The sequence below is a fragment of the Streptomyces sp. NPDC048623 genome, from assembly GCF_040650755.1.
Classification (GTDB): domain Bacteria; phylum Actinomycetota; class Actinomycetes; order Streptomycetales; family Streptomycetaceae; genus Streptomyces.
Map to the genome: position 1 here is coordinate 249,041 of NZ_JBEZHV010000005.1, position 21,828 is coordinate 270,868.

Annotated in this window: 20 protein-coding genes; 12 read left to right on the top strand and 8 right to left on the bottom strand. The window is 71.2% G+C overall.

The window, feature by feature from the left end:
- The first annotated feature begins 3 nt into the window (after positions 1-3).
- Positions 4-447, top strand: coding sequence for a hypothetical protein (locus AB0C73_RS10080; protein WP_362526946.1), 444 nt, complete (start codon positions 4-6; stop codon positions 445-447).
- Positions 448-538: 91 nt separating this feature from the next.
- Here the strand turns inward: AB0C73_RS10080 and AB0C73_RS10085 are convergent, their stop codons facing one another.
- Both AB0C73_RS10085 and AB0C73_RS10090 read right to left on the bottom strand, forming a co-directional pair.
- Entirely contained in the window at positions 539-751 is a 213-nt protein-coding gene (locus AB0C73_RS10085) for a DUF397 domain-containing protein (protein ID WP_362526949.1), read from the bottom strand.
- Positions 748-1,623 carry a helix-turn-helix transcriptional regulator gene (locus AB0C73_RS10090; RefSeq protein WP_362526950.1) on the bottom strand — a complete coding sequence of 292 codons (876 nt, stop codon included), beginning with the start codon at positions 1,621-1,623 and terminating at the stop codon, positions 748-750. Before AB0C73_RS10090 ends, AB0C73_RS10085 begins: the two co-directional genes overlap by 4 nt.
- 137 nt (positions 1,624-1,760) lie before the next feature.
- Here AB0C73_RS10090 and AB0C73_RS10095 point away from each other — a divergent pair, with 137 nt between their 5' ends.
- Both AB0C73_RS10095 and AB0C73_RS10100 read left to right on the top strand, forming a co-directional pair.
- The gene (locus AB0C73_RS10095) at positions 1,761-2,294 is read left to right on the top strand and encodes an ATP-binding protein (RefSeq protein WP_362526953.1); all 534 of its coding nucleotides are present in this window, start codon (positions 1,761-1,763) and stop codon (positions 2,292-2,294) included.
- A gap of 143 nt (positions 2,295-2,437) precedes the next feature.
- Positions 2,438-3,298, top strand: a complete 861-nt coding sequence (locus AB0C73_RS10100; RefSeq protein WP_362526955.1) for a helix-turn-helix domain-containing protein — start codon at positions 2,438-2,440, stop codon at positions 3,296-3,298.
- Positions 3,299-3,443: 145 nt separating this feature from the next.
- Here AB0C73_RS10100 and aspS read toward each other — a convergent pair whose 3' ends face one another.
- The gene (gene aspS, locus AB0C73_RS10105) at positions 3,444-5,267 is read right to left on the bottom strand and encodes an aspartate--tRNA ligase (protein ID WP_362526956.1); all 1,824 of its coding nucleotides are present in this window, start codon (positions 5,265-5,267) and stop codon (positions 3,444-3,446) included.
- Between the two features lie 174 nt (positions 5,268-5,441).
- Here aspS and AB0C73_RS10110 point away from each other — a divergent pair, with 174 nt between their 5' ends.
- Both AB0C73_RS10110 and AB0C73_RS10115 read left to right on the top strand, forming a co-directional pair.
- Positions 5,442-7,586 (top strand): SpoIIE family protein phosphatase, encoded by a 2,145-nt coding sequence (locus tag AB0C73_RS10110; RefSeq protein ID WP_362526958.1) that lies wholly within the window; start codon positions 5,442-5,444, stop codon positions 7,584-7,586.
- A gap of 168 nt (positions 7,587-7,754) precedes the next feature.
- The gene (locus AB0C73_RS10115; RefSeq protein WP_362526960.1) at positions 7,755-8,570 is read left to right on the top strand and encodes an MBL fold metallo-hydrolase; all 816 of its coding nucleotides are present in this window, start codon (positions 7,755-7,757) and stop codon (positions 8,568-8,570) included.
- An 18-nt stretch (positions 8,571-8,588) separates the two neighbouring features.
- On the opposite strand, the gene AB0C73_RS10120 is transcribed toward AB0C73_RS10115, so the two are convergent.
- From AB0C73_RS10120 to AB0C73_RS10130, 3 genes are all read right to left on the bottom strand, one after another.
- Entirely contained in the window at positions 8,589-9,683 is a 1,095-nt protein-coding gene (locus AB0C73_RS10120) for an AI-2E family transporter (protein ID WP_362526961.1), read from the bottom strand.
- A 133-nt stretch (positions 9,684-9,816) separates the two neighbouring features.
- Positions 9,817-10,779 (bottom strand): pirin family protein, encoded by a 963-nt coding sequence (locus AB0C73_RS10125; protein ID WP_362526963.1) that lies wholly within the window; start codon positions 10,777-10,779, stop codon positions 9,817-9,819.
- A 149-nt stretch (positions 10,780-10,928) separates the two neighbouring features.
- Positions 10,929-11,447, bottom strand: coding sequence for an SseB family protein (locus AB0C73_RS10130; protein ID WP_362526966.1), 519 nt, complete (start codon positions 11,445-11,447; stop codon positions 10,929-10,931).
- Between the two features lie 176 nt (positions 11,448-11,623).
- Between AB0C73_RS10130 and AB0C73_RS10135 the strand changes: the two genes are divergently transcribed.
- Together AB0C73_RS10135 and AB0C73_RS10140 are read left to right on the top strand one after the other, a co-directional pair.
- The gene (locus AB0C73_RS10135) at positions 11,624-13,453 is read left to right on the top strand and encodes an acyl-CoA dehydrogenase (protein ID WP_362526968.1); all 1,830 of its coding nucleotides are present in this window, start codon (positions 11,624-11,626) and stop codon (positions 13,451-13,453) included.
- 139 nt (positions 13,454-13,592) lie between these two features.
- Positions 13,593-14,885, top strand: a complete 1,293-nt coding sequence (locus AB0C73_RS10140) for a M18 family aminopeptidase (protein WP_362526970.1) — start codon at positions 13,593-13,595, stop codon at positions 14,883-14,885.
- A gap of 55 nt (positions 14,886-14,940) precedes the next feature.
- On the opposite strand, the gene AB0C73_RS10145 is transcribed toward AB0C73_RS10140, so the two are convergent.
- Complete coding sequence (locus AB0C73_RS10145) at positions 14,941-16,749, bottom strand: NHL domain-containing thioredoxin family protein (protein ID WP_362526972.1); 1,809 nt, start codon at positions 16,747-16,749, stop codon at positions 14,941-14,943.
- Between the two features lie 191 nt (positions 16,750-16,940).
- Here AB0C73_RS10145 and AB0C73_RS10150 point away from each other — a divergent pair, with 191 nt between their 5' ends.
- The 5 genes from AB0C73_RS10150 (at position 16,941) to AB0C73_RS10170 (ending at position 20,765) form a co-directional block, all read left to right on the top strand.
- Positions 16,941-17,927, top strand: a complete 987-nt coding sequence (locus AB0C73_RS10150; protein WP_362526974.1) for a hypothetical protein — start codon at positions 16,941-16,943, stop codon at positions 17,925-17,927.
- A 245-nt stretch (positions 17,928-18,172) separates the two neighbouring features.
- Positions 18,173-19,300 (top strand): hypothetical protein, encoded by a 1,128-nt coding sequence (locus tag AB0C73_RS10155; RefSeq protein ID WP_362526976.1) that lies wholly within the window; start codon positions 18,173-18,175, stop codon positions 19,298-19,300.
- An 8-nt stretch (positions 19,301-19,308) separates the two neighbouring features.
- Complete coding sequence (locus AB0C73_RS10160; RefSeq protein ID WP_362526978.1) at positions 19,309-20,061, top strand: hypothetical protein; 753 nt, start codon at positions 19,309-19,311, stop codon at positions 20,059-20,061.
- A gap of 18 nt (positions 20,062-20,079) precedes the next feature.
- A complete protein-coding gene (locus tag AB0C73_RS10165; protein WP_362526981.1) occupies positions 20,080-20,577 on the top strand; it encodes an LURP-one-related family protein in 498 nt (165 codons plus the stop codon).
- Entirely contained in the window at positions 20,574-20,765 is a 192-nt protein-coding gene (locus tag AB0C73_RS10170; protein WP_362526983.1) for a hypothetical protein, read from the top strand. Before AB0C73_RS10165 ends, AB0C73_RS10170 begins: the two co-directional genes overlap by 4 nt.
- Before the next feature lie 148 nt (positions 20,766-20,913).
- On the opposite strand, the gene AB0C73_RS10175 is transcribed toward AB0C73_RS10170, so the two are convergent.
- The gene (locus AB0C73_RS10175) at positions 20,914-21,696 is read right to left on the bottom strand and encodes a carbon-nitrogen family hydrolase (protein WP_362526985.1); all 783 of its coding nucleotides are present in this window, start codon (positions 21,694-21,696) and stop codon (positions 20,914-20,916) included.
- Positions 21,697-21,828: the final 132 nt, after the last annotated feature.

Below are 21,828 nucleotides of genomic sequence, written 5' to 3' on the forward strand. Positions count from 1 at the left end.
CACGTGACTGAGTCGACAAGAGAAACTTGGCTGAACCGCATCGCTGCCACCGGCCTGACAGTATCGAGCGACGCGGCACCCGGTGAAGTGCCCTCTGTCCGCGAGGCACTACAGAGCGTTGTTCATTGGGAAGTTCAGCCTGTGGCCACAGTCCCCTTGAGCCACCCGAAGGCCCTACAGGAGGTGGACCGCCAGTGGCACGTCCACGCCGAGCAGAATGGGCTGTTCGGGGAGGAAGGTTCCTTCCTGCTGAGCATTTCTGGCACCGGCTCATCGACATTCGGCTGGGCTGTGGTGAAGTGGTCGCCGGGCGCCGAGCTCGCTCCGCGGCTCGCGAAGCCGGATGAAGGGCTGGACTTCCTAACGATGTCGGTGGATGGACGTGTGGTATGCGCCGTGACCGAAGAGGAGTACGACTACTGGATCGTCGTCCAGAACCTCAGATAGATGACATGGAAAAGCGCCGCCGACCGGGAAGGCTGTCCGACGGTGACGGGGCGGCCATCCACCCGCCGCCCCGCGCCGGGCGCTGCACCGTTCAGGAGCCGTCCGACGCGTACGACACGAAGCCCGCCCACGCGGCCGGCTCTAGCGCGAGTTGGGGGCCGGCGGTGCACTTGGAGTCGCGGACGTGGACCGTGCCGGGGGTGGTGGCGACCTCGACGCAGGAGTCCCCCTCGCTACCGCTGCTGTAGCTGCTCTTGAACCAGGCCAGTTCGGAGGCGTCGCCGGCTGAGGTGTTGCGGATCATGTCTCTCCCAGCAGTTGCTCGATGAGGGCCGTCGACTCACGGGGCGTGAGAGCCTGAGCCCGGATGATGCCATAGCGCAACTCCAGGATATGGAGCTGTTTCGGCTCGGTCACGGGGCGGCCGTTGGCCACCACAGGAGAGCGCCCGACCACCGATCCGTCTCCGAACTTCAGCACCTCGATCCCGCCGTCCACTCCAGCGTGCTCCTCGCGGTCCATCGGCATCACCTGAAGCTCGACGTTCCGCAACCGCCCGACCTCCAGCAGATGTTCCAGCTGGGAACGCAGCAGTTCCCTCCCGCCCAGCGGGCGGCGGAGCGTCCACTCCTCCAGGACGAAGCTGAGTTGTGGTGCGGGGTCCCGCTCGAACACGGACTTGCGGGCCATCCGGCCCGCCACCATCCGCTCCACCTCGTCCTGCGTGTATGCCGGGCGCCGCATCAGGAGCAGACCGCGCGCGTACTCGGGTGTCTGCAGCAAGCCGTGGATGTTGAGCGGGTCGTAGAGCTGGATCTCGACCGCCTTCGCCTCCATCTTGGCCAGGGCCCGCACCTTCTTCGGGTACCGGACCTTCGCCACGTCCTCCTTCATCGCCGAGACCTGGCCGCCCGCGCCCAGCACCGCGTCTGCCTTGTCCAGGTACTCGGGCCTCGGGATCCGTTTCCCGCCTTCGATCTTGTAGATCATGTCCTCGCCGTAGCCGACGGCCACCCCGAAGTCGGCGGCGCGCATGCCCACCGCCTCCCGCCGCAGCCTCAACTGCCGCCCCACGGTGGCGACGACGGCCACACCCCAGTCGTCGTCCGGATCCACCTCCCAGCCCGGCTCGTCCTCCTCGGTCTTGAGCCGCCGTGCCCCTTCGTCGACCGACATGCCGCGCCCTTCCCCTCGTCCGTACGTGTCACCACGCAACCGGCCCTACCCGCCGACCACGGCCCGACAGCCCGGACACCAGTGGACAAGCTCCGGACAGTCACCCTACGTATCGGTGATGTGACTGTTCACGGTAGGTGCGGGCGACCACGCTCGGTGACGTGAATCAGAAGAACTCCCTGGATTTCCGCGTCCAGTTGTCGCCGACTCCGCGCGGTGCCCGGCTCGCCCGGCTGCTCGCCGGCGAGTGGCTGAGGACTCGCGAAGTGCCGTACGCCATCGGCGACGCGGCCCTCCAGATCGTCGCCGAGCTCGCGGCGAACGCCGTCACCCACGGGCGAGTGACCGGTCGGGACTTCCTGGCCGCACTCATGGCGGATGAAGGCACCGTCCGTATCGAGGTCACCGACACCAAGGGCGACCGTTTGCCCGCCATCGAGCGGGGACTCGGGCTGGTACTCGTCGAGGCACTGGCCGATCGGTGGGGCGTCGAGGTCGGGCCCGTACCCAGGAAGACGGTGTGGGCGGAGCTGGATCTCGTCCCCTCACCGGAGCCCGGAAAATGGGACTCCGGTGGTTCGGGTGGTCCCAAGTGTCAAGTACTGGAGAAGAAAGGACCCCACCAAACCCACCCTTTCCCTCCCGGGCGGCACCGTCACCCTTGCAGGTGAAATATGCCAACTTGGCTGGCGCCGCGCCCGGTTGCTTGATCTACGCTCGGCACGACCGGCATCACCGTAGACATGGGTCGGCCCTCGCCGGGAGCGCAAATCCCACTGCGAGGGCCTGACCATCCAGGAAGTAAGGCTTCCCGATGGGTAACCAGAACACTAGCGCGCGCCCGCACGCCTCGTCCCGTAACGGCGGCAAGAACCACCCTCACCGGCGTACGAGTGGCGGCGTCATTCACGAGCACACGCGCCACACCGAGCGCTTCACGGTCGTCGGCAACGACCTCATCCAGCACTCGGAGATGACGGGGCTGGCCCGCGCAATCGGCGCGTACATCCAGTCGTTGCCCAGCGGCTCGCCCGTCGACATCAAGACCATCGCCGCGCAAATGCACGAAGGCACCACCCGTACCGCCGCCGCCATGCGCGAGCTGGAGGCCCACGGCTATCTGCGGCGGGAGCGCGTGCGCCTGCCGAACGGGCGGATCGTGACGCGGACGGTGTTCTGCAACCAGCCGGGCCGCAGCAGGGCCGAACCCCCTACCGCGCGGCCGACGCCGAAGCCGAAGCCGAAGCAGGCGCCGAGGCCGGCACAGACATCCCGGCCCGAGCCGCGTCGCCGCGCCCTGCCCGCCGTGCCGCAGCCGGCGTGGCCGACGCCCGGCCTGATCGAGACCGCGCACGCCCTACTCGCCTGCCTCCGCCTCGAAGACCGCCGGCTCCTGCTCTCCGCAGCCGAGACCGAGCACCTGGCCCCGGGCGTCGTCGCCTGGCTGGAACGGGACCTCACCCCCGACCAGGTCCATCGCGCGCTGACCGCCGACCTGCCGGAACCGCTGTACCGCCCCGCCGCCCTCCTGGCCCACCGCCTCGCCGACCGGCTCCCGGCCCCGCCCCCGTTCCGGGCGCCCCGCCAGCACCCGCTCCAGAACTGCGACACCTGCGACCACGCCTTCCGGGGCCCCGCGCCCGGCCGCTGCGAAGCCTGCCGCCACACCTCCTGAGCCGCTGGCTCCGGCGCGCCGCCATCGCGTCCTCAGCCGACGAGATCTTCGCGGACGCCGAAGGGGACGAATAGCCCCAGCGCATACGTAAGGGCCTGGACCGTCCAAGGACGGTGCAGGCCCCTACACGTACCTACAGACGCCGTCAGCCGCGCGCCGCGTCCGGGTGCACCGACTCCGTCACCGGGCGGCCGCCGTCCAGGACCTTCGGCTCGGCCGGCTTGCGGAGCTGGATGTTCAGCTCGCGCAGGCGGGACTCGTCGAGTTCCGTCGGGGCGCCCATCATCAGGTCCTGGGCGTTGCCGTTCAGCGGGAAGGCGATGGTCTCGCGGATGTTCGGCTCGTCCGCGAGGAGCATGACGATGCGGTCGACGCCCGGGGCGATGCCACCGTGCGGCGGGGCGCCGAACTGGAAGGCGCGGAGCATGCCCGCGAACTCGTTCTCGACGACCTCGCGCGGGTAGCCCGCGATCTCGAAGGCCTTGAACATGATGGCGGGCTCGTGGTTCCGGATCGCGCCGGAGGACAGCTCGATGCCGTTGCAGACGATGTCGTACTGCCAGCCGAGGACGTCCAGCGGGTCCTGGGTCTCCAGGGCCTCAAGGCCGCCCTGCGGCATCGAGAAGGGGTTGTGCGAGAAGTCGATCTTGCCGGTCTCCTCGTCCTTCTCGTACATCGGGAAGTCGACGATCCAGGCGAAGCGGAAGACGTTCTCCTCGAACTGGCCGGCGCGCTTCGCGGCCTCGACCCGGACCGGGCCCATGATCTTGGAGACCTCGTCGAAGTCGCCCGCGCCGAAGAACACGGCGTGGCCGGCCGCCAGGCCGAGGCGCTCGGTGAGGACCTTGACGTTCTCCTCGGTGAGGAACTTGGCGATGGGGCCGGTGAGGGCGCCCTCCTCGCCCACGCGCACCCAGGCCAGGCCCTTGGCGCCGAGCGAGACGGCGTAGTCGCCGAGGGAGTCGAAGAACTTGCGCGGCTGGTCACCGGTGTTCGGGACGGCGAGCGCGCGGACGTGCTTGCCGGCGAAGGCCTTGAACTCCGAGTTCTCGAAGACGTCGCTGATGTCGATGAGTTCGAGGTCGGTGCGCAGGTCCGGCTTGTCGTTGCCGTACTTCAGCATCGACTCGCGGAACGGGATCCGCGGGAACGGGGACGTGACGTGACGCCCGTTGCCGAACTCCTCGAAGAGCTCGGTCATCAGCTTCTCGATCGGCTGGAAGACGTCCTCCTGCTCGACGAAGCTCATCTCGACGTCGAGCTGGTAGAACTCGCCCGGCGAGCGGTCCGCGCGCGCGTCCTCGTCGCGGAAGCAGGGCGCGATCTGGAAGTAGCGGTCGAAGCCGGAGATCATCAGCAGCTGCTTGAACTGCTGCGGCGCCTGCGGCAGCGCGTAGAACTTGCCCGGGTTGAGGCGGGACGGGACCACGAAGTCACGCGCGCCCTCGGGGGAGGTCGCGGTGAGGATCGGGGTCGCCATCTCGTTGAAGCCGAGCGCCACCATCTTGGAGCGGATGGACGCGATGACGGCCGAGCGCAGCATGATGTTCCTGTGCATGCGCTCGCGGCGCAGGTCGAGGAAGCGGTACTCGAGGCGCCGCTCCTCGTTCACACCGTCGTCGGTGTTGATGGTGAAGGGGATCTGCTGGGCCGCGCCCAGGACCTCGACCTCGGCGGCCTCGATCTCGATCTCACCGGTGGCGAGCTCCGGGTTGATGTTCTCGGCGCCGCGCGAGACGACCTTGCCGTCGACGCGGACGACGGTCTCCTTGGTCAGCTTGTCGAGGGCCTCGGCCGCGGCGGTGCCGGGGCGGGCGACCAGCTGCGTGATGCCGTAGTGGTCGCGCAGATCGATGAAGAGGATGCCGCCCAGGTCGCGCCGATTGTGCAGCCAGCCGCTCAGCCGGACGTCGGTGCCGACGTCAGAGGCGCGGAGCTCGCCGCAGGTGTGGGACCTGTACCGATGCATCGTCGTTCATCCAGTTCTTCGGGATCGGTGTCGTGGTGGCCTGATACGCCAGGCCGCCCCAAGCCTACCGGCCCGCCCAAGATCGCGATTCGAATAGTCTCGGAGGTGATCCGAGGCGGCTCGCGGGTGATCCGCGGGTGGCTGCCTGCTGTCCGGTCTTCATAAAGTGGGGCAATGCGCACCGAGGACGTCCTGGCCGCGATCGCGACCGGCATGTGGCGCTGGGACAACGCATCCGGGATCGTCACGCTCGACGCCGAGGCGGCCCGGCTGCTCGGGCTGCCGTCCGCACCCGTTCGGCTCACCGAGGCCCAGGTGCGTTCGCGCTTCCATCCGGTCGACTGGAACGAGATCGACGGCATCGTGGGCCTCGCCGTCGCCGAGGGCACCCTCGCCGAGTCCCGGCTGCGGATCATGGACGAGCACGGCCGGGTGATCCGTACGGTACGGAGCCGGTCGAAGCCGCTGATCGACGGCAACGCCTACCAGCTGGTCGGCACCCTCCAGGAGGTCGCCGAGCCGCAGCCCGGCGCCTCCGGGCCGCACACCCCCATCACCGGCGACTGGCGCCGCTCCCGCGAGGCCTTCCTGCTCGACGCCGGGCGGGCGCTCGCGGAGGCCCGGTCCACCGCCGAGGTGCTGCGGGTGGCCGCGGCCCTCGCCATGCCCGGCTTCTCGCCGGACGGGCTCGCCGTCTTCGGGATGTCGGGCGAACGGCTCACGGTCATCGGCCACCACGGGCACGGCGAGGGCGACGAGGGGCCGTTCACCTCGATGACCCTGGACACCGACTACCCGGCGGCCGAGGTGGTACGGACGGGGCGCGCGATCTATCTGCCGAGCCCCGAGGAGTACGCCCGCCGCTACCCGATGACCTGGCCGCTGGCCCAGCGCTTCGACCGGCGGTCCTGGGCCTTCGTCCCGCTCGTCGTCGCCGGGCGCACCATGGGTGCCTGGATGGCGGCCTTCAAGCACCCGGTGACCTTCACCCCGGACGAGCGGAGCGTGCTCACCACGGTGGCCCGGATGCTGGCGCAGGCGCTCACCCGGGCCGGTGTCGCCGAGTCCGAGCGCGAGCTGTCCCTCGGCCTCCAGCGGACGATGATGCCGGTGCTCGGCCCCGGGATCCCGGGCATCCACGTGGCGGCCCGTTACGTGCCCACCGGCGGCGGACTCCAGGTCGGCGGCGACTGGTACGACCTGATCCGGCTGCCCGGCGGCTCCGGCGCCGGGCGGATCGCGCTGGTCATCGGGGACGTGCAGGGGCACGACGTACGGGCCGCCGGCCTCATGGGCCAGCTGCGGATCGCCCTGCGCGCGTACGCCTCCGAGGGGCACCGCCCGGACGCCGTGCTCTCGCGCGCCTCCCGCTTCCTCTACGGGATCAACGACGGCACCGGTGACCCCGCGGGGGACGGCGGCCGGGGCGACGAGGAGGCGTACGGCGCGGCCCGCTTCGCGACCTGCCTCTACCTGGAGGTCGACCTGGAGACCGGCGCCGTCGACATCGCCCGGGCCGGGCACCCCGACCCGGCGGTGCGGATGAATGACGGAACGGTTCTGCTCCGGCCCACCGCCGGCGGTCTGCCGCTCGGCATCGACCCGGACACCGACTACCCCACCACCCGGCTCACCCTGGACCCCGGCGAGACCCTGATGATCTGCACCGACGGCCTCCTGGAGACCGGCGGCCACGACCTCGACACCGGCTGGGAACGGGTCCGGGCGCTCCTGGAGACCGACGACGGCGAGGACCTGGAGGCGCTCGCCGACCGCCTCGTCCAGGCCGTCCACGGGCCCGGCTCGCACCACACCACCGGCCCGCTCGCCGACCGCCGCGAGGACGACATCGCGGTCGTGCTCCTCTCCCGGCAGGGTACGGAGGCGGGCACGGCGGTACGGAAGGCCCCGCGCCGCACGCTGATGACCGTCGCCCAGACCGAGCCGGAACACATCGCGACCGCCCGCGAGCAGGTGCGCCAGCTGCTGCACGACTGGAACGACGCGGACCAGGTCGACTCGGCCGTCCTGATGGTCTCCGAGATGGTCACCAACGTCCTCGTCCACACCGACGGCGACGCGCTGCTCGTCGCCGAGGTGGCCTGCCGCGGGGAGGCCCGCCGGCTGCGGGTCGAGGTCTCCGACGCGAGCGACGAGCTCCCGCACAAGCGCCACCCGGGCGAGCTGGCGTCCAGCGGACGCGGTCTGATCCTGATGGAGATGCTGGCCCACACGTGGGGCGTGGACCCGCGCGGCGAGGGCAAGTCGATCTGGTTCGAGCTGGACGAGCCGGCGTCGGGGGACGGCTGCTGCACCTGAGGGCCCTGAGCCCTGAGGCGTCTGCCCCCGGCCGCCGCGCGTTGAACGTACGCCGCGCGTTGAACGTACGCCGCGCGTTCCGCGTACGACGGGCGGCACCCGGCCCGGCGGCGGAGACTGGTTCCGTACGGCCGCCGCAGGACCCCCGGGGGGACCACGGAGCGCGTCATGGACACACACAAGGTCGGCAGCGACACCACCGTCATCGGCGACAGCCTGGAGATCCCGGGGATCGGCCACGTCCCGGTCAACGCCTACGTCCTGAAGGCGGCGGAACCGGTCGTCGTCGACACGGGTCTGTCCGTCGCGGACCGCGACTTCGTCGCGACGCTCGGCTCCGTCATCGACCCGGCCGACGTGCGCTGGATCTGGCTCACCCACCCCGACCGGGATCACACCGGCGGCATCTTCGACCTGCTCGACGCGGCTCCGGACGCCAAGGTCGTGACCACGTTCGTCGGCGCCGGGATCATGACCACCGAGCGCGCCCTCCCCATGGACCGGCTCTACTTCGTCAACCCCGGCCAGCGCCTGGACGTCGGCGACCGCACCCTGGCGGCCTTCCGGCCGCCCCTCTTCGACAACCCGGCCACCGTGGGCTTCTACGACGAGAAGACCCGGATCTGCTTCAGCTCGGACTGCTTCGGCGGCCCGATGCCCACCGCCGAACTCGCCGAGAGCGGCCACGCCAACGACCTCAAGCCGGAGGAACTGCGGGCCGCGCAGCTGCTGTGGGCGACGCTCGACAGCCCGTGGGTGCAGGTCGTCGACGCGCTGAAGTACGGGATGTGGGTGGACCAGGTCCGGGAGATGAACCCGGAGATCGTGCTGAGCACCCACCTGCCGCCGGCCGTACGGATGACCTCCTCGCTGGTCGAGACGCTCACCATGGCCCCGGACGCGGACCCGTTCATCGGTCCCGACCAGGCGGCCCTGGAGGAGATGCTGCGGTCCTTCGAGCGCGGCGGCATGGCCACGGCCTGAACAGCCTGATCGGCCTGATCAGTCCGGCGCCTCCCGCGCCTCCCCCGCCTCCCCCGCCTCCCCCGCCACGGGCTCCCCGTACCGGCTGCGCAGTTCCCCGACGATGCCGAAGAAGGCGGCGGTCAGCGGCACGGCGAGGAGCATGCCGAGGATCCCCGCCACGGACGCCCCGGCGGTGATCGCGAGCATGACCACCGCCGGATGCATCTGCACGGTCCGGGACTGCACCATCGGCTGGAGCAGATAGCCCTCGATCATCTGGACGGCGAGGACGACGCCGAGCACCCACAGCGCGATGACGAAACCCCGGTCGGCGAGCGCGACGAGCACGGCGATGGCGCCGGAGAGGAAGGCGCCGAGATAGGGGATGTACGCGGTGATGAAGACGAGCGCGGCGAGGCCGACCGCGCCCGGCACCCGCAGGACGACCAGGCCGATGCCGATGAGGATCGCGTCGACGAGCGCCACGAACGTCGTCCCGCGCATGAAGCCCTCGACCGCCTCGAAGGCGCGCCGCCCCATCGCCTCCATGAGGTCGCCGGTGGAGCGGGGAGCGAGCGAACGCAGCACGCCGGCCGCCCGGTCGGAGTCGCGCAGGAAGAAGAAGATGAGGACGAGGGCGAGGGCGGCGGTGGCGAGCATCTGGCCGACCACGCTGAGGCCGGAGATCACCCCGGAGGCGGCCGTCCCGCCGAACTTCTCCAGGAGCTGCTTGGCGTTCCCGGCGACGTCGTCGATCGAGGTGCCGGCCGCGCCGAAGTGTTTCGCGATGTCCTGGGCGGCCTGCCGCAGCGAGTCGATGATCTGGGCGCCGGTCTCGACGAGCGCGGCGACGACGACGTACGTGGCGCCGCCGACGACCGCGAGCACGGCGAGCACGGTGAGCCCCGCGGCGGCCGACTTCCGCACCTTCATCCGCAGCAGGCGCCGGTAGAGCGGGCCGAGGAGCGCGGCCCCGAGCAGCGCGAGCAGGGCGGGCGTCACGGCCGTCTTGAAGACCACGCACAGCCAGATGAAGACGGCCGCGACGCCGGCCACGAGCAGCGCGACGGCGCACCAGGCGGCGGCACGGCGGGCGCCCTCGGGCAGCAGCGGGCGCGGTTCGGCGGGCATGCGTCCACCGGACCACGGCGGTCGGCGTGTCGTCGCGCGCTGCCGGACCGTACGGGTGACGCGACGTCAGGGGTACGGGGACGGGGGCGCCGCCCTCGTACCCGTACCCCTACCCCTGCCTCTGTGAAGGCCCTTACTCGCCCATGCCGTGCACCGCCGGGATCGAGCCGAGCCGGCCCGCCTGGAAGTCCTCGAAGGCCTGGCGGAGTTCGGCCTGGGTGTTCATGACGAACGGGCCGTAGTGCGCCATGGGCTCGCGGATCGGCTGCCCGCCGAGGAGCACGACCTCCAGGTCGGGGGTGTTCCCGTCCTGCTTCTCGTCGGCGCGCACGGTCAGCACGCCGCCCTTGCCGAAGACGGCGGTCTGGCCCATGTGGACCGGGCGCCGCTCGGCACCGACGGTGCCGCGGCCGGCCATGACGTACGCGAGGCCGTTGAAGTCCTCGCGCCACGGGAGGTTGATCTCGGCGCCGGGGCGGAGGGTCGCGTGGATCATGGTGATCGGGGTGTGGGTGATGCCCGGGCCCTCGTGCCCGTCGAGCTCGCCGGCGATGACGCGGAGCAGCGCGCCGCCGTCGGGCGAGGTGAGCAGCTGGACCTGGCCGCCGCGGATGTCCTGGTAGCGGGGGGCCATCATCTTGTCGGAGGCGGGCAGGTTCACCCACAGCTGGAGGCCGTGGAAGAGGCCGCCGCTGACGACGAGGTGCTCCGGCGGGGCCTCGATGTGGAGCAGGCCGGCACCGGCGGTCATCCACTGGGTGTCGCCGTTGGTGATGGTGCCGCCACCGCCGTTGGAGTCCTGGTGGTCGAAGATGCCGTCGATGATGTAGGTGACGGTCTCGAAGCCGCGGTGCGGGTGCCAGGGGGTGCCCTTGGGCTCGCCCGGCGCGTACTCCACCTCGCCCATCTGGTCCATCATGATGAACGGGTCGAGGTACTGGTAGTTGATGCCGGCGAAGGCGCGGCGCACCGGGAAGCCCTCGCCCTCGAAGCCCGAGGGGGCCGTGGTCACGGCGAGCACCGGGCGGGCGACGGCGTCGGCGGCGGCGCTGACGCGGGGCAGGGTGAGCGGGTTCTCGACAGTCACGGCGGGCATGGCGGACCTCCTTGGGCGCACTCCTCGGCGCCTTGTGCGGCCAGTTTAGTTGAATCCTGAACTTCCTGCCACCCGGAACGCGGAACGCCCGGGAGGAATTCCCCCCGGGCGTCCCATGGCGCATCCGACGTCGGCACATCCGACGTCCGTCAGCCGTACATCCGGCGCATCGCGTAGTCGACCATCTGCTCCACGGCCTTGGCGTCGAAGACCATCCGGTGGTCGCCCTCCATGTCGAGGACGAAGCCGTAGCCGGTCGGCAGCAGGTCGATCACCTCGGCGCCCGTGATCACGAAGTACTTGGACTCCTTGCCCGCGTAGCGCCGCAGCTCCTTGAGCGTGGTGAACATCGGGATCACCGGCTGCTGAGTGTTGTGCAGCGCCAGGAAGCCGGGATTGTCGCCGCGCGGGCAGTAGACCTTGGAGGTCGCGAAGATCTGCTGGAAGTCCTCGGCGGCCATCTGCCCGGTCGTGAAGGCCCGCACCGCGTCCGCGAGCGACGGCGGCGACGGCTCGGGGTAGAGCGGGGGCTGCTGGGCGTAACCCTGCTGCATACCGCCCGGCATGCCCTGCTGCATGCCCGGCATCCCACCCTGGGGCGCGTACTGCCCCTGCGGAGGCGGCGCGTACTGCTGCTGGGCACCCGGGTTCTGCTCGTAGCCGTACATGGGGCAAAGCCTATCGAGGGCCCGGCGGGGGCTGCGGCCCGCGTCACAGATGTCCGGAAAGGGGTTGCCTTTATTACCGGCGGGTAGCATCATCGGAGAGAGCGTGAGCTACCCATGAGTAGTAGCAGTACGTGTACGAGGTCCTTCCCTCCCCGAATCTTTACGGAGCCGTCGCCATGGGGCACTACAAGTCGAATCTCCGCGACATCGAGTTCAACCTCTTCGAGGTGCTCGGCCGCGACAAGGTGTACGGCAGCGGTCCGTTCGAGGAGATGGACGTCGAGACCGCGAAGAGCATCCTCGACGAGATCCGCCGCCTCGCCGAGAACGAGCTGGCCGAGTCCTTCGCCGACGCCGACCGCAACCCGCCGGTCTTCGACCCGGAGACCAACACCGCCCCGGTGCCGGCCTCCTTCAAGAACTCGTACAACGCCTTCATGGAGTCCGAGTACTGGCGCCTGGGCATCCCGGAGGAGATCGGCGGCACCGTCTCCCCGCGCTCGCTCATCTGGGCCTACGCGGAGCTGCTGCTCGGCTCGAACCCGGCCATCTGGATGTACTCCTCCGGCCCGGCGTTCGCCGGCATCCTCTACAACGAGGGCAACGAGGCGCAGAAGAAGGTCGCGAAGATCGCGGTCGAGAAGCGCTGGGGCTCCACCATGGTGCTCACCGAGCCCGACGCGGGCTCGGACGTCGGCGCCGGCCGCACCAAGGCCGTCCAGCAGGAGGACGGCTCCTGGCACATCACGGGCGTGAAGCGCTTCATCACCTCCGGTGAGCACGACATGGAGGAGAACATCCTCCACTACGTCCTCGCCCGCCCCGAGGGTGCCGGCCCCGGCACCAAGGGCCTCTCGCTCTTCCTCGTCCCGAAGTACGAGTTCGACTGGGAGACCGGCGAGCTCGGCGCCCGCAACGGCGTCTACGCCACCAACGTCGAGCACAAGATGGGCCTCAAGGCCTCCAACACGTGCGAGATGACCTTCGGCGACAAGCACCCCGCCAAGGGCTGGCTGATCGGCGACAAGCACGACGGCATCCGCCAGATGTTCCTCATCATCGAGTTCGCCCGCATGATGGTCGGCACGAAGGCGATCTCCACCCTCTCCACGGGCTACCTCAACGCCCTGGAGTACGCCAAGGAGCGCGTCCAGGGCACCGACCTGGCGCAGTTCATGGACAAGTCCGCCCCCAAGGTCACCATCACGCACCACCCGGACGTGCGCCGCTCGCTGATGACGCAGAAGGCGTACGCCGAGGGCATGCGCTCCCTCGTCCTCTACACGGCCTCCGTGCAGGACGAGATCGCGGTCAAGGAGGCGGCCGGCGAGGACGCCAAGGCCCTGCACGGCCTGAACGACCTGCTGCTCCCGATCGTCAAGGGCTACGGCTCCGAGAAGGGCTACGAGCAGCTCGCGCAGTCGCTGCAGACCTTCGGCGGCTCCGGCTTCCTGCAGGAGTACCCGATCGAGCAGTACATCCGGGACTCCAAGATCGACACCCTCTACGAGGGCACCACGGCCATCCAGGGCCAGGACTTCTTCTTCCGCAAGATCGTCCGCGACCAGGGCGCGTCCCTGAACGCGCTGGCCGAGGAGATCAAGAAGTTCCTCGCGGTCGGCACCGGCGGCGAGGAGCTGGCCGGCGCCCGCGACGCGCTCGCCAAGGCGGCCGTCGACCTGGAGGGCATCGTCGGCGTCATGCTGACCGACCTCACCGCCACCGGCGAGGACCTCAAGAACATCTACAAGGTCGGCCTCAACACCACCCGCCTGCTGCTGGCCTCCGGCGACGTGGTCGTCGGCTACCTGCTGCTGCGCGGTGCGGCCGTGGCCGCCGAGAAGCTGGCGGCCGGCGCCTCCGGCAAGGACGTCGCCTTCTACCAGGGCAAGATCGCGGCCGCGAAGTTCTTCGCCGCCAACGTCCTGCCGGGCGTGTCCGCCGAGCGTCTCCTCGCCGAGGGCGTGGACCGCTCGCTGATGGACCTGGACGAGGCCGCGTTCTGAGACGCCCCCTCGTCCTACTGGAACGGCTCGCTCCCGGGGAGGGGAGCGGGCCGTTCCGCCTTTGCCGAGGTCACGTTCCGCCTTTCCTGCGGACCGGTACCCCGGTCCCGTATTCCGAGACCTGCGTAAGGTGAACGGCATGAGTAGCGCACCTTCCCGCTTCGACCGCGGCCACACCGATGACCTCATGACCTTCCTGACGGCGTCGCCCTCGCCGTACCACGTCGTGGCCAACGCGGCGGAGCGGCTGGAGAAGGCGGGCTTCCGCAAGGTCGAGGAGACCGACGCCTGGGACGGAACGTGGGGCGGCAAGTACGTGATCCGCGGCGGCGCGATCATCGCGTGGTACGTGCCGGAGGGCGCCGCCCCGCACACCCCGTTCCGGATCGTCGGCGCCCACACCGACTCGCCGAACCTGCGGGTCAAGCCGCAGCCCGACTTCGGCCGCGAGGGCTGGCGCCAGGTCTCCGTCGAGATCTACGGCGGACCGCTGCTCAACAGCTGGCTCGACCGCGACCTGGGCCTGGCCGGCCGCCTCACGCTCAGGGACGGCAGCAAGCACCTGGTGAACGTGGACCGGCCGCTGCTGCGCGTGCCGCAGCTCGCCATCCACCTGGACCGCCAGGTCAACGAGGGCATGAAGCTGGAGCGCCAGCGCCACATGCAGCCCATCTGGGGCCTGGGAGAGGTCCACGAGGGAGACCTGGTGTCGTTCGTCGCCGACGAGGCGGGCGTCGACGCCGAGGACGTGGCGGGCTGGGACCTCATGGTGCACGCCCTGGAGGCCCCCGCCTACCTGGGCCGCGACCGCGAGCTGCTCGCCGGCCCGCGCATGGACAACCTGATCTCGGTGCACGCCTGCGTCGCCGCGCTCACCGCCGCCGCGAGCCGCCCCGGTCTTCCGTACATCCCGGTCCTCGCCGCCTTCGACCACGAGGAGAACGGCTCGGAGGCCGACACCGGCGCCCACGGCCCGCTCCTCGGGAACGTCCTGGAGCGTTCGGTGTACGCGCGGGGCGGCGGTTACGAGGACAAGGCGCGGGCCCTCGCCGGCTCGGTCTGCCTCTCCTCCGACGTCGGCCACGCCGTGCACCCCAACTACAGCGAGCGCCACGACCCGACGCACCACCCGCGCCCCAACGGCGGCCCGATCCTCAAGGTGAACGTCAACCAGCGCTACGCCACCGACGGCAGCGGCCGGGCCGTGTTCGCCACCGCCTGCGAGAAGGCGGGCGTGCCGTGGCAGTCCTTCGTCTCCAACAACGACATGCCCTGCGGCACCACGATCGGCCCGATCACCGCCGCCCGCCACGGCATCTCGACGGTCGACATCGGCGTCGCGTGCCTGTCCATGCACAGCGCGCGCGAGCTGTGCGGCGCGGAGGACCCGCACCACCTGGCGAACGCGCTGGTGGCGTTCCTGGAGGGTTAGGGCCTGTCCGGGACGTGAGGGGCCCCGGCCGCGGGTCGGCCGGGGCCGCTCGTCGTCAGGCGTCCATACCCGCGAGGATCAGCGGGAGCCGGGCCGCGCCGTCGGCCGTGAGGCGGACCGGGACGCCCCAGTCCTGCTGGTGCACGTGGCAGGCCGGGTACTCGTTCTCCGGGTCGTCGTCGCAGGACGCGGCCATCGCGGAGACGTGCAGCACGCCCTCGGTGAGCTCGGGGTTCAGCTCCAGCTCGCGGAAGAGGTCCGTGCCCGTGCCCTCGCCGTCGAGGAGCAGCTCCGGCGGCGTCGAGGAGACGAGGAGCCGGGTGGAAGGCCCGTAGCGGGTGTCGAGCTTCTGGCCCTTCGGCGCCTGGAAGACCACGTCGAGACGGAGCCGCCCGGGCGCGACCTCGGTGGCCTCGCGCCGGGTGCGGTGGGCGACCGACTCGACCTGCACGGCCTCCTCGGGCAGCCGCAGGCGGGTGAGCCGGTGCCGGGCCGACTCGACGACCACGACGTCCTCGCCGACCACGACCGCGTCGCTGGGCTCGCGCAGATCGGTGGCGAGGGTGGTGACCTCGCCGCTCGCCGGGTCGAAGCGGCGCAGCGCGTGGTTGTACGTGTCGGAGACGGCGACCGAGCCGTCGGGGAGGGCGGTGACTCCCAGCGGGTGCTGGAAGAGCGCCTGGTCGGCGGCGCCGTCGCGGTGCCCGAAGTCGAAGAGCCCGGTGCCGACGGCGGTGTGCACGACCCCCTCGGTGTCGATGGAGCGGAGCGCGCTGGTCTCGGAGTCGGCGATCCACAGCCGGTCGGCGGTGGCGGCGAGCCCGGAGGGCTGCGCGAACCAGGCCTCGGCGGCCGGCCCGTCGACCAGGCCCTCGTTGGTGGTGCCGGCCGCGACCTGGACGGTGCCGGTCTCGGGGTCGTACGTCCAGATCTGGTGGACACCGGCCATCGCGATCCACACCTTGCCCTGCCACCAGGCGACGTCCCACGGCGAGGACAGGTCGACGTCGAGGGCGGGCCCGGAGGTGGGGGAGCCCTGCCACCACTGGCGTCCGGTGCCCGCGATCCGCTCGATCGCCCCGCTCTCCGGGTCGAAGGTCTTCAGGGCGTGGTTGACGGTGTCGGCGACGACGACCTTCCCGTCCGGCAGCAGCGCGAGCCCCTGCGGCTCGCGGAAGGTCGTCTCGTCGCCGATCCGCCGTACGACGGTCTCGCCGTCCTCGGCCAGCTCGACGAGCTGGTGCCGGGTGGTGTCGGAGACGAGCAGGTTCCCAGACGGCAGCAGGACCGCCTTGCCGGGGAACCGCAGATCGGTCGCGACCGGCTCCGGCGGCACGTACGGCCCGTCGCCGCGCCGCAGCGTCCCCTTGGCCGCGTGCTCCGCCTCCAGCTCCTCGACCAGCGTCCGGATCGCGTTGGCGTGCCCCTCACCCGCGTGCTGGGCGACGACATACCCCTCGGGATCGATCACGACGAGCGTCGGCCACGCCCGCACCGCGTACTGCTTCCAGGTCGCCAGCTCCGGGTCGTCCAGGACGGGATGGTGCACCTCGTACCGCTCGACGGCGTCGACGACCGCCTGATGCTCGGCCTCGTGCACGAACTTCGGCGAGTGCACGCCGACGATGACGAGCGTGTCGCGGTGCTTCTCCTCCAGCTCGCGCAGCTCGTCGAGGACGTGCAGGCAGTTCACACAGCAAAAGGTCCAAAAATCGAGCAAAACGCACTTGCCTCGCAGGTCAGCGAGGGTGAGTTCCTTGCCTCCGGTGTTCAGCCAGCCGCCCTTGCCGATCAGCTCGGGGGCACGGACACGGGCACGGCGGGGCGCGGGCGCGGGGGTGGGCGCCGGGGCGGCATCGTTCATGGTTCAAGCTTGCCATCCGCATCGGATGACCATGCCTGCCAGAGGCGGCCCATGGGCTCCGTTCGTGATCAGCGGGCAGTGCGCCCGCGCTGCTGGGAGGGGTTGAAGTGGGCTGGTGGGACCGGAAGCCGGAGGCCCGGGCGCGGTGGGTGCTCGATCCCCGGGTAGGGGTGGGGCCGCTGAAGTTCGGGATGGACTCCGACGAGGTGAAGGCCGCCCTGGGCGGACCGCTCTACGGCGGCGGACAGGTCGCGGCCGACGGCATGTTCTGGGACAGCTATCAAAAGACTGGTCTGACCTGTATCTACGATCGGGGCATGACCCTGGTCGCCGTGGCGGTCGATGCTCTGGAGGGCCCCCTCGTGCGTTTTGGGGAGGTCGAGCTGGTCGGCCGGGTCCCGTCCGAGGTCCGCAAGGAGATCCACGACCTCGCCCGCCAACAGGGGGCTGAGGTGCAGGTGAACTGGAGCGGGGACCCGGAGATCGCTGCCTGGGGGGTGTCCATGGGGACCGCTCAAGAGTGGAGGCTGTGCACCGAGGGCGGGCTGGAGCGGAAGGACACGCTGGTCACCTCCGTCCTGCTCGTCGGCCCCGGGCTTGCCCACGACCCCTACGCGGCAGCGCCCGTCAGGCACTGGCAGGACGTCAGTGAGCGGGGGACGAACCCGGGGGCCTGGCCGGTGACGCCCGACCACGGCCGTCCGCGTTGGGAGTGGGTACCGCTGCGGCAGGTGGGGCCGCTCCGGTTCGGGATGACCCCGCCTCAGGTGGCGGCTGCCCTCGACGGCGAAATACCGGCAGGCAGGATCGGTCGGTTCCCCTTCTGGTTCTACACCGAGGACGGGCAGTGGGATCTCGGCGAGGACCGGTTCGAGAAGGCCGGGGTGAGCGCGCACTACTGGACGTATCAGGACGGCGTCCCGCGGCTGGGCGCCGTGACCGTGCACGGCCGCACAGGACCGCAGGTCCACTACGCCGGCATCCCGCTCGTCGGTGTGACGCCCTCGACCCTCGACGCAGCCGTGATCCAGCACGCCGAGGAACACGACCTGGGCCTGCGCTTCAGCCCTAGCGGAGCGGCCGTCCCGGACGGACCCAAGCTGGCCTTGGACACGACCAGAGTCGGGGACACCACGATCAGCGAGCCCACGTTCTACGGGGAGGACTGGGAGATGTAGGGGCGGACGGGTGAATGCGGGGTCCGGGTGGGGTGGGTGGGGCGTGTCTTGGGGGGTGGGGGTGGGGGCCGGGCGGACAGCATGACCCAGCGGAACGATCATCCGACTATTCGCCTGTTCGGCTGGGAGAGGGAGGTGCCATGCGGGCTCGGCACGCACCGTCGGCGCTGTTATTGCTGTCGCTCCTTCTGGCGATGTGCCCGCAGACCGCGAGCGCGGGCGGGGCCGGCGGGAACGCGCTCGGGATGAGCGTCACTGTGAACACCGTGCCCGCGGGGGCCGACGTCGCGGTGCGGGCCGGTGGGTTCGTGGTGAAGCGGTATCGGCTGGTCAACCGGGGTGAGGCCGATCTGTACGAGGTCGGTGTGAGCGATCCCGGTGTGCCCGGTGGGCGGGCGGACTGCCCCCGGCGCACCCTGAACGCCCTCGCGTCGATGGTGTGCACCGCCCGTTTCCGCGCCGCGCCCGGCCGCCACCTCGCGACCGCCCGGGCCACCGGAGCCATCCCCTCCCTCGGCCGGCAGGTCACGGCCACCGCGCGCTCCGGGTACGAGGGCGTGGCCGGCGCGCTCGCGCTCACCGAGGCGGTACGGGTCGGGCGGGCGGCCGCCCTGAGCACGGTCACCGTCCGCTACACGATCACCAACCGGGGCAACCGCCCCGTCCACGCCGTCCGGCTCACCGACCAGGCCCTGGGCGCCGCGCCCGGCGGCCCGGTGTGCGCCGTGCCCGTGCTCGCCCCGGGCGTCTCCGCCGGGTGCACGGCGACGGTACGGCGCGGGCCCGGGTCGTACCGCAGCGCGGGTCTCGCCGAGGGCAGCGACCGGGTCACGACCGTGGGCGAGCGGGGCGAACGGCTCCCGGCGCCGCTGCTGTCCGCCCTTTCCTCGGCGGCGTTCCGGGTGGACGCGCCCGCGTCGGGACCGGGAACGGTGGGGGCGGGAGGGGCTCCTGGGGGAGCTGTTGTCGGTGGGGCGGCCGGGGTGGGTGGGATGCGGGGTACCACCGCAAGTGCCGGGGCCGCAGGGGCTCCCGGAGTTCCCGGAGTTCCCGCCGTGGCCGGGTCCGGAGCCCTCGGAGCTGCCGCTGCCGCAGCCGGACCCGCCAGCCCGGCCACCGGAGCCCTCCCCTCTGGCGCCGCACCCCGGCCACCCGCCGCCGCCTCAGCCGTCCCAGCCGCCCCCACCGCTCCCGCCGTCCAGCCCCCGCCCGACCAGCGGCGCGCCACCCTCGCCACCGACGACGAGGGCCTGCTCTCCCGCGTGCACCGCCGCTCCCGCGAACTCCCGCACCTCGGCGTCGTCCTGACGCTCCTGCTGATCCTGATCCCGGCCGCAATCGCCGCCGTCCTGCTCGGCAACCGCCACTCCTGAGAGACCTCATGGCCCTGCTGGAAACCCTCGCCGTCGTCTTCGCCGTCGCCCTGGTCGCCGCCGTCGCCGTGTACGTCAAGACGAAGCTCTTCCCGCTCCGCGAGGGCGAAGAGGTCCGCGAGGACGTCGCCGAGTACATCTCGATGATGGTGTCGGTCTTCTACGCCCTGGTGCTCGGCCTCTGCCTGGTCTCCGTCTGGGACAACCGCGCCACCGCCGACGACCGCGTCCAGGCCGAGGCCAGCGCCCTGCACCAGACGTATCTGCTGGCCATGGCCCTGCCCGCCGAGCAGCGCGAACCGCTGCGGGAGGCGGCCACCTCGTACGCGACCCACGTCGTGGACGTCGAGTGGCCCCGCATGGCCGAGCGCGAGCCCCTCGGCGACGAGGGCTGGGCGCTGCTCGACCGGCTGCGCACCGCCGGCGAGCTGCACGGGCGCGGCACCACCGCCCAGCAGATCGCCGCCCAGGAGGTCCTCGCCCAGATCGGCTACGTGGACGACGCCCGGCGCGGCCGCGAGGCGGCGGCCGAGGAGCGCCTCTCCGTCGTCCTGTGGGCGGGCCTGGTCATCGGCGGGGTGCTGACCGTGGCCTTCATGTTCCTCTTCGGGCTCAACCGGAGCAGCACCCACGTGATCCTCGTGATGGGCCTGACCGGGTTCATCGCCTTCACGGTGCTGCTCATCCACCAGCTGGACACCCCCTTCGGAGACGAGCTCGGGGTCGGCGCGGACCCGTTCACCCGCTACTTCCCCCTGTGACGGGGAAGGGATCGGCCCATGAAATACCTGGTACGGGACAAGATCTTCGCCATCGGCGACGACTACTGGATCGAGGACGAGCGCGGCCGCCACGCCTTCCTCGTCGACGGCAAGGCGCTGCGGCTGCGCGACACCCTGGAGCTGAAGGACCCCGACGGGCGGGTCCTCGTCACCCTGCGGCAGAAGATGTTCAGCCTGCGGGACGCGATGACGATCGAGCGGGACGACCGCCCGGTCGCCACCATCCGCCGCAAGCGTCTCTCCCTGCTCCGCAACCACTTCCGTGTCACGCTCGCCGACGGCACCGAACTCGACGTCAGCGGCCGGATCCTGGACCGGGAGTTCACCGTCGAGTACGACGGCGAGCTCCTGGCCCACATCTCCCGCCAGTGGTTCCACGTCCGCGACACCTACGCCGTGAACGTGGTCCGCGAGGACGCCGACCCAGCGCTGCTCGTCGCGGTCGCGGTGTGCGTGATCCGGATGGCCGAGCGGGAGACCCAGGCGTCACCGTGACCGTGCGCGAGTCGGGGCGCGGGCGGGGTGCACTGCTGTCGGTACGGGCCGAGGGCCGGTCGCAGGCCGCCGACCTGGCGCTCGCACTGGTCTTCGCGGGTGTCGACCGCTCGGCGCTCTCCCGGGTCGGCGCGGTGAGGGCGGGCGTGCGCCGGGCGTTCGGCCCGTGGGCGGAGGCGTCGTACTGACCGGGGGTGCGGGGGCCCGGAACCCAGGGACCCGGGGACCCCAGGACCCGGGAACCCAGGACCCGGGAACCCAGGGACCCGGGAACCCAGGGACCCACGCCCCCAGGACCCACGGCCCCAGGGCCCGCGGACTGGTCCTCGCGCCGCCTCAGTGGCGGCCCAGCACCCGGTCCTTCAGGGCCGGGAACTGTTCGCGTGTCTCCGTCACCTTCGCCGGGTCGATCTCGACCCGCAGGATCTCCTCGCCGGGCCCCGCCTCCGCCAGGACCTCGCCCCAGGGGTCGACGACGATCGAGTGGCCGGCCTGTTCGACGCCCGCGTGCGTGCCGGCCGTGCCGCAGGCGAGGACGTACGCCTGGTTCTCGACCGCGCGGGCCTGCGTGAGCAGCGTCCAGTGCGCGCGGCGACGGGCGGGCCAGCCAGCCGGGATCACGAAGGCCTGCGCGCCCGCGTCGACGAGGCCGCGGAAGAGCTCGGGGAAGCGCAGGTCGTAGCAGGTGGCGACGCCGGCGGTGAGCCGCGGCAGGTCGACGGTGACCAGGTCCTCGCCGGCCGCCATCAGCACCGCCTCGCCCTTGTCGAAGCCGAAGCGGTGGATCTTGCGGTAGCTCGCCGCGAGTTCGCCGTCGGGGGAGAAGACGAGGGAGGTGTTGTAGAGGGCGCCCGCGGCGGCCTCCACGATCGAGCCGGCGTGCAGCCAGACCCCGGCGTCCCGCGCGGCCGCGGACATCGCCTCGTACGTGGGGCCCTTCAGCGGCTCGGCCTCGGCGGCGAACGCCTCGTAGGCGAAGGCGCCCATCGGCCAGAGCTCGGGGAGGACGACGAGATCGGCGGCGCCGCGCTCGGCGCGCACGAGGGCCGCCACCCGCTCGCGACGGTTCTCGACCGATTCGTCAGAATCTACTGCGATCTGGAGGAGCGAGGCGCGCACACTACCACCGTCCTGGCATTCGAGCCGTCAACACGGGCCTACGATCGTCACACGAAAGCACTGCCGGGGTGCCTTCGGGCAGCGTAACTTAGCGTCCGAGCCTCCCACGCAGTCGTGTTTTCAGCCCGCATG

Bases quoted from the DNA above. Each gene is read 5' to 3' on its own strand.
- AB0C73_RS10085 (WP_362526949.1), bottom strand. From the start codon at position 751: ATGATCCGCAACACCTCAGCCGGCGACGCCTCCGAACTGGCCTGGTTC.
- AB0C73_RS10090 (WP_362526950.1), bottom strand. From the start codon at position 1,623: ATGTCGGTCGACGAAGGGGCACGGCGGCTCAAGACCGAGGAGGACGAG.
- AB0C73_RS10100 (WP_362526955.1), top strand. From the start codon at position 2,438: ATGGGTAACCAGAACACTAGCGCGCGCCCGCACGCCTCGTCCCGTAAC.
- aspS (WP_362526956.1), bottom strand. From the start codon at position 5,267: ATGCATCGGTACAGGTCCCACACCTGCGGCGAGCTCCGCGCCTCTGAC.
- AB0C73_RS10110 (WP_362526958.1), top strand. From the start codon at position 5,442: ATGCGCACCGAGGACGTCCTGGCCGCGATCGCGACCGGCATGTGGCGC.
- AB0C73_RS10115 (WP_362526960.1), top strand. From the start codon at position 7,755: ATGGACACACACAAGGTCGGCAGCGACACCACCGTCATCGGCGACAGC.
- AB0C73_RS10120 (WP_362526961.1), bottom strand. From the start codon at position 9,683: ATGCCCGCCGAACCGCGCCCGCTGCTGCCCGAGGGCGCCCGCCGTGCC.
- AB0C73_RS10125 (WP_362526963.1), bottom strand. From the start codon at position 10,779: ATGCCCGCCGTGACTGTCGAGAACCCGCTCACCCTGCCCCGCGTCAGC.
- AB0C73_RS10130 (WP_362526966.1), bottom strand. From the start codon at position 11,447: ATGTACGGCTACGAGCAGAACCCGGGTGCCCAGCAGCAGTACGCGCCG.
- AB0C73_RS10135 (WP_362526968.1), top strand. From the start codon at position 11,624: ATGGGGCACTACAAGTCGAATCTCCGCGACATCGAGTTCAACCTCTTC.
- AB0C73_RS10140 (WP_362526970.1), top strand. From the start codon at position 13,593: ATGAGTAGCGCACCTTCCCGCTTCGACCGCGGCCACACCGATGACCTC.
- AB0C73_RS10145 (WP_362526972.1), bottom strand. From the start codon at position 16,749: ATGAACGATGCCGCCCCGGCGCCCACCCCCGCGCCCGCGCCCCGCCGT.
- AB0C73_RS10150 (WP_362526974.1), top strand. From the start codon at position 16,941: ATGGACTCCGACGAGGTGAAGGCCGCCCTGGGCGGACCGCTCTACGGC.
- AB0C73_RS10155 (WP_362526976.1), top strand. From the start codon at position 18,173: ATGAGCGTCACTGTGAACACCGTGCCCGCGGGGGCCGACGTCGCGGTG.
- AB0C73_RS10160 (WP_362526978.1), top strand. From the start codon at position 19,309: ATGGCCCTGCTGGAAACCCTCGCCGTCGTCTTCGCCGTCGCCCTGGTC.
- AB0C73_RS10165 (WP_362526981.1), top strand. From the start codon at position 20,080: ATGAAATACCTGGTACGGGACAAGATCTTCGCCATCGGCGACGACTAC.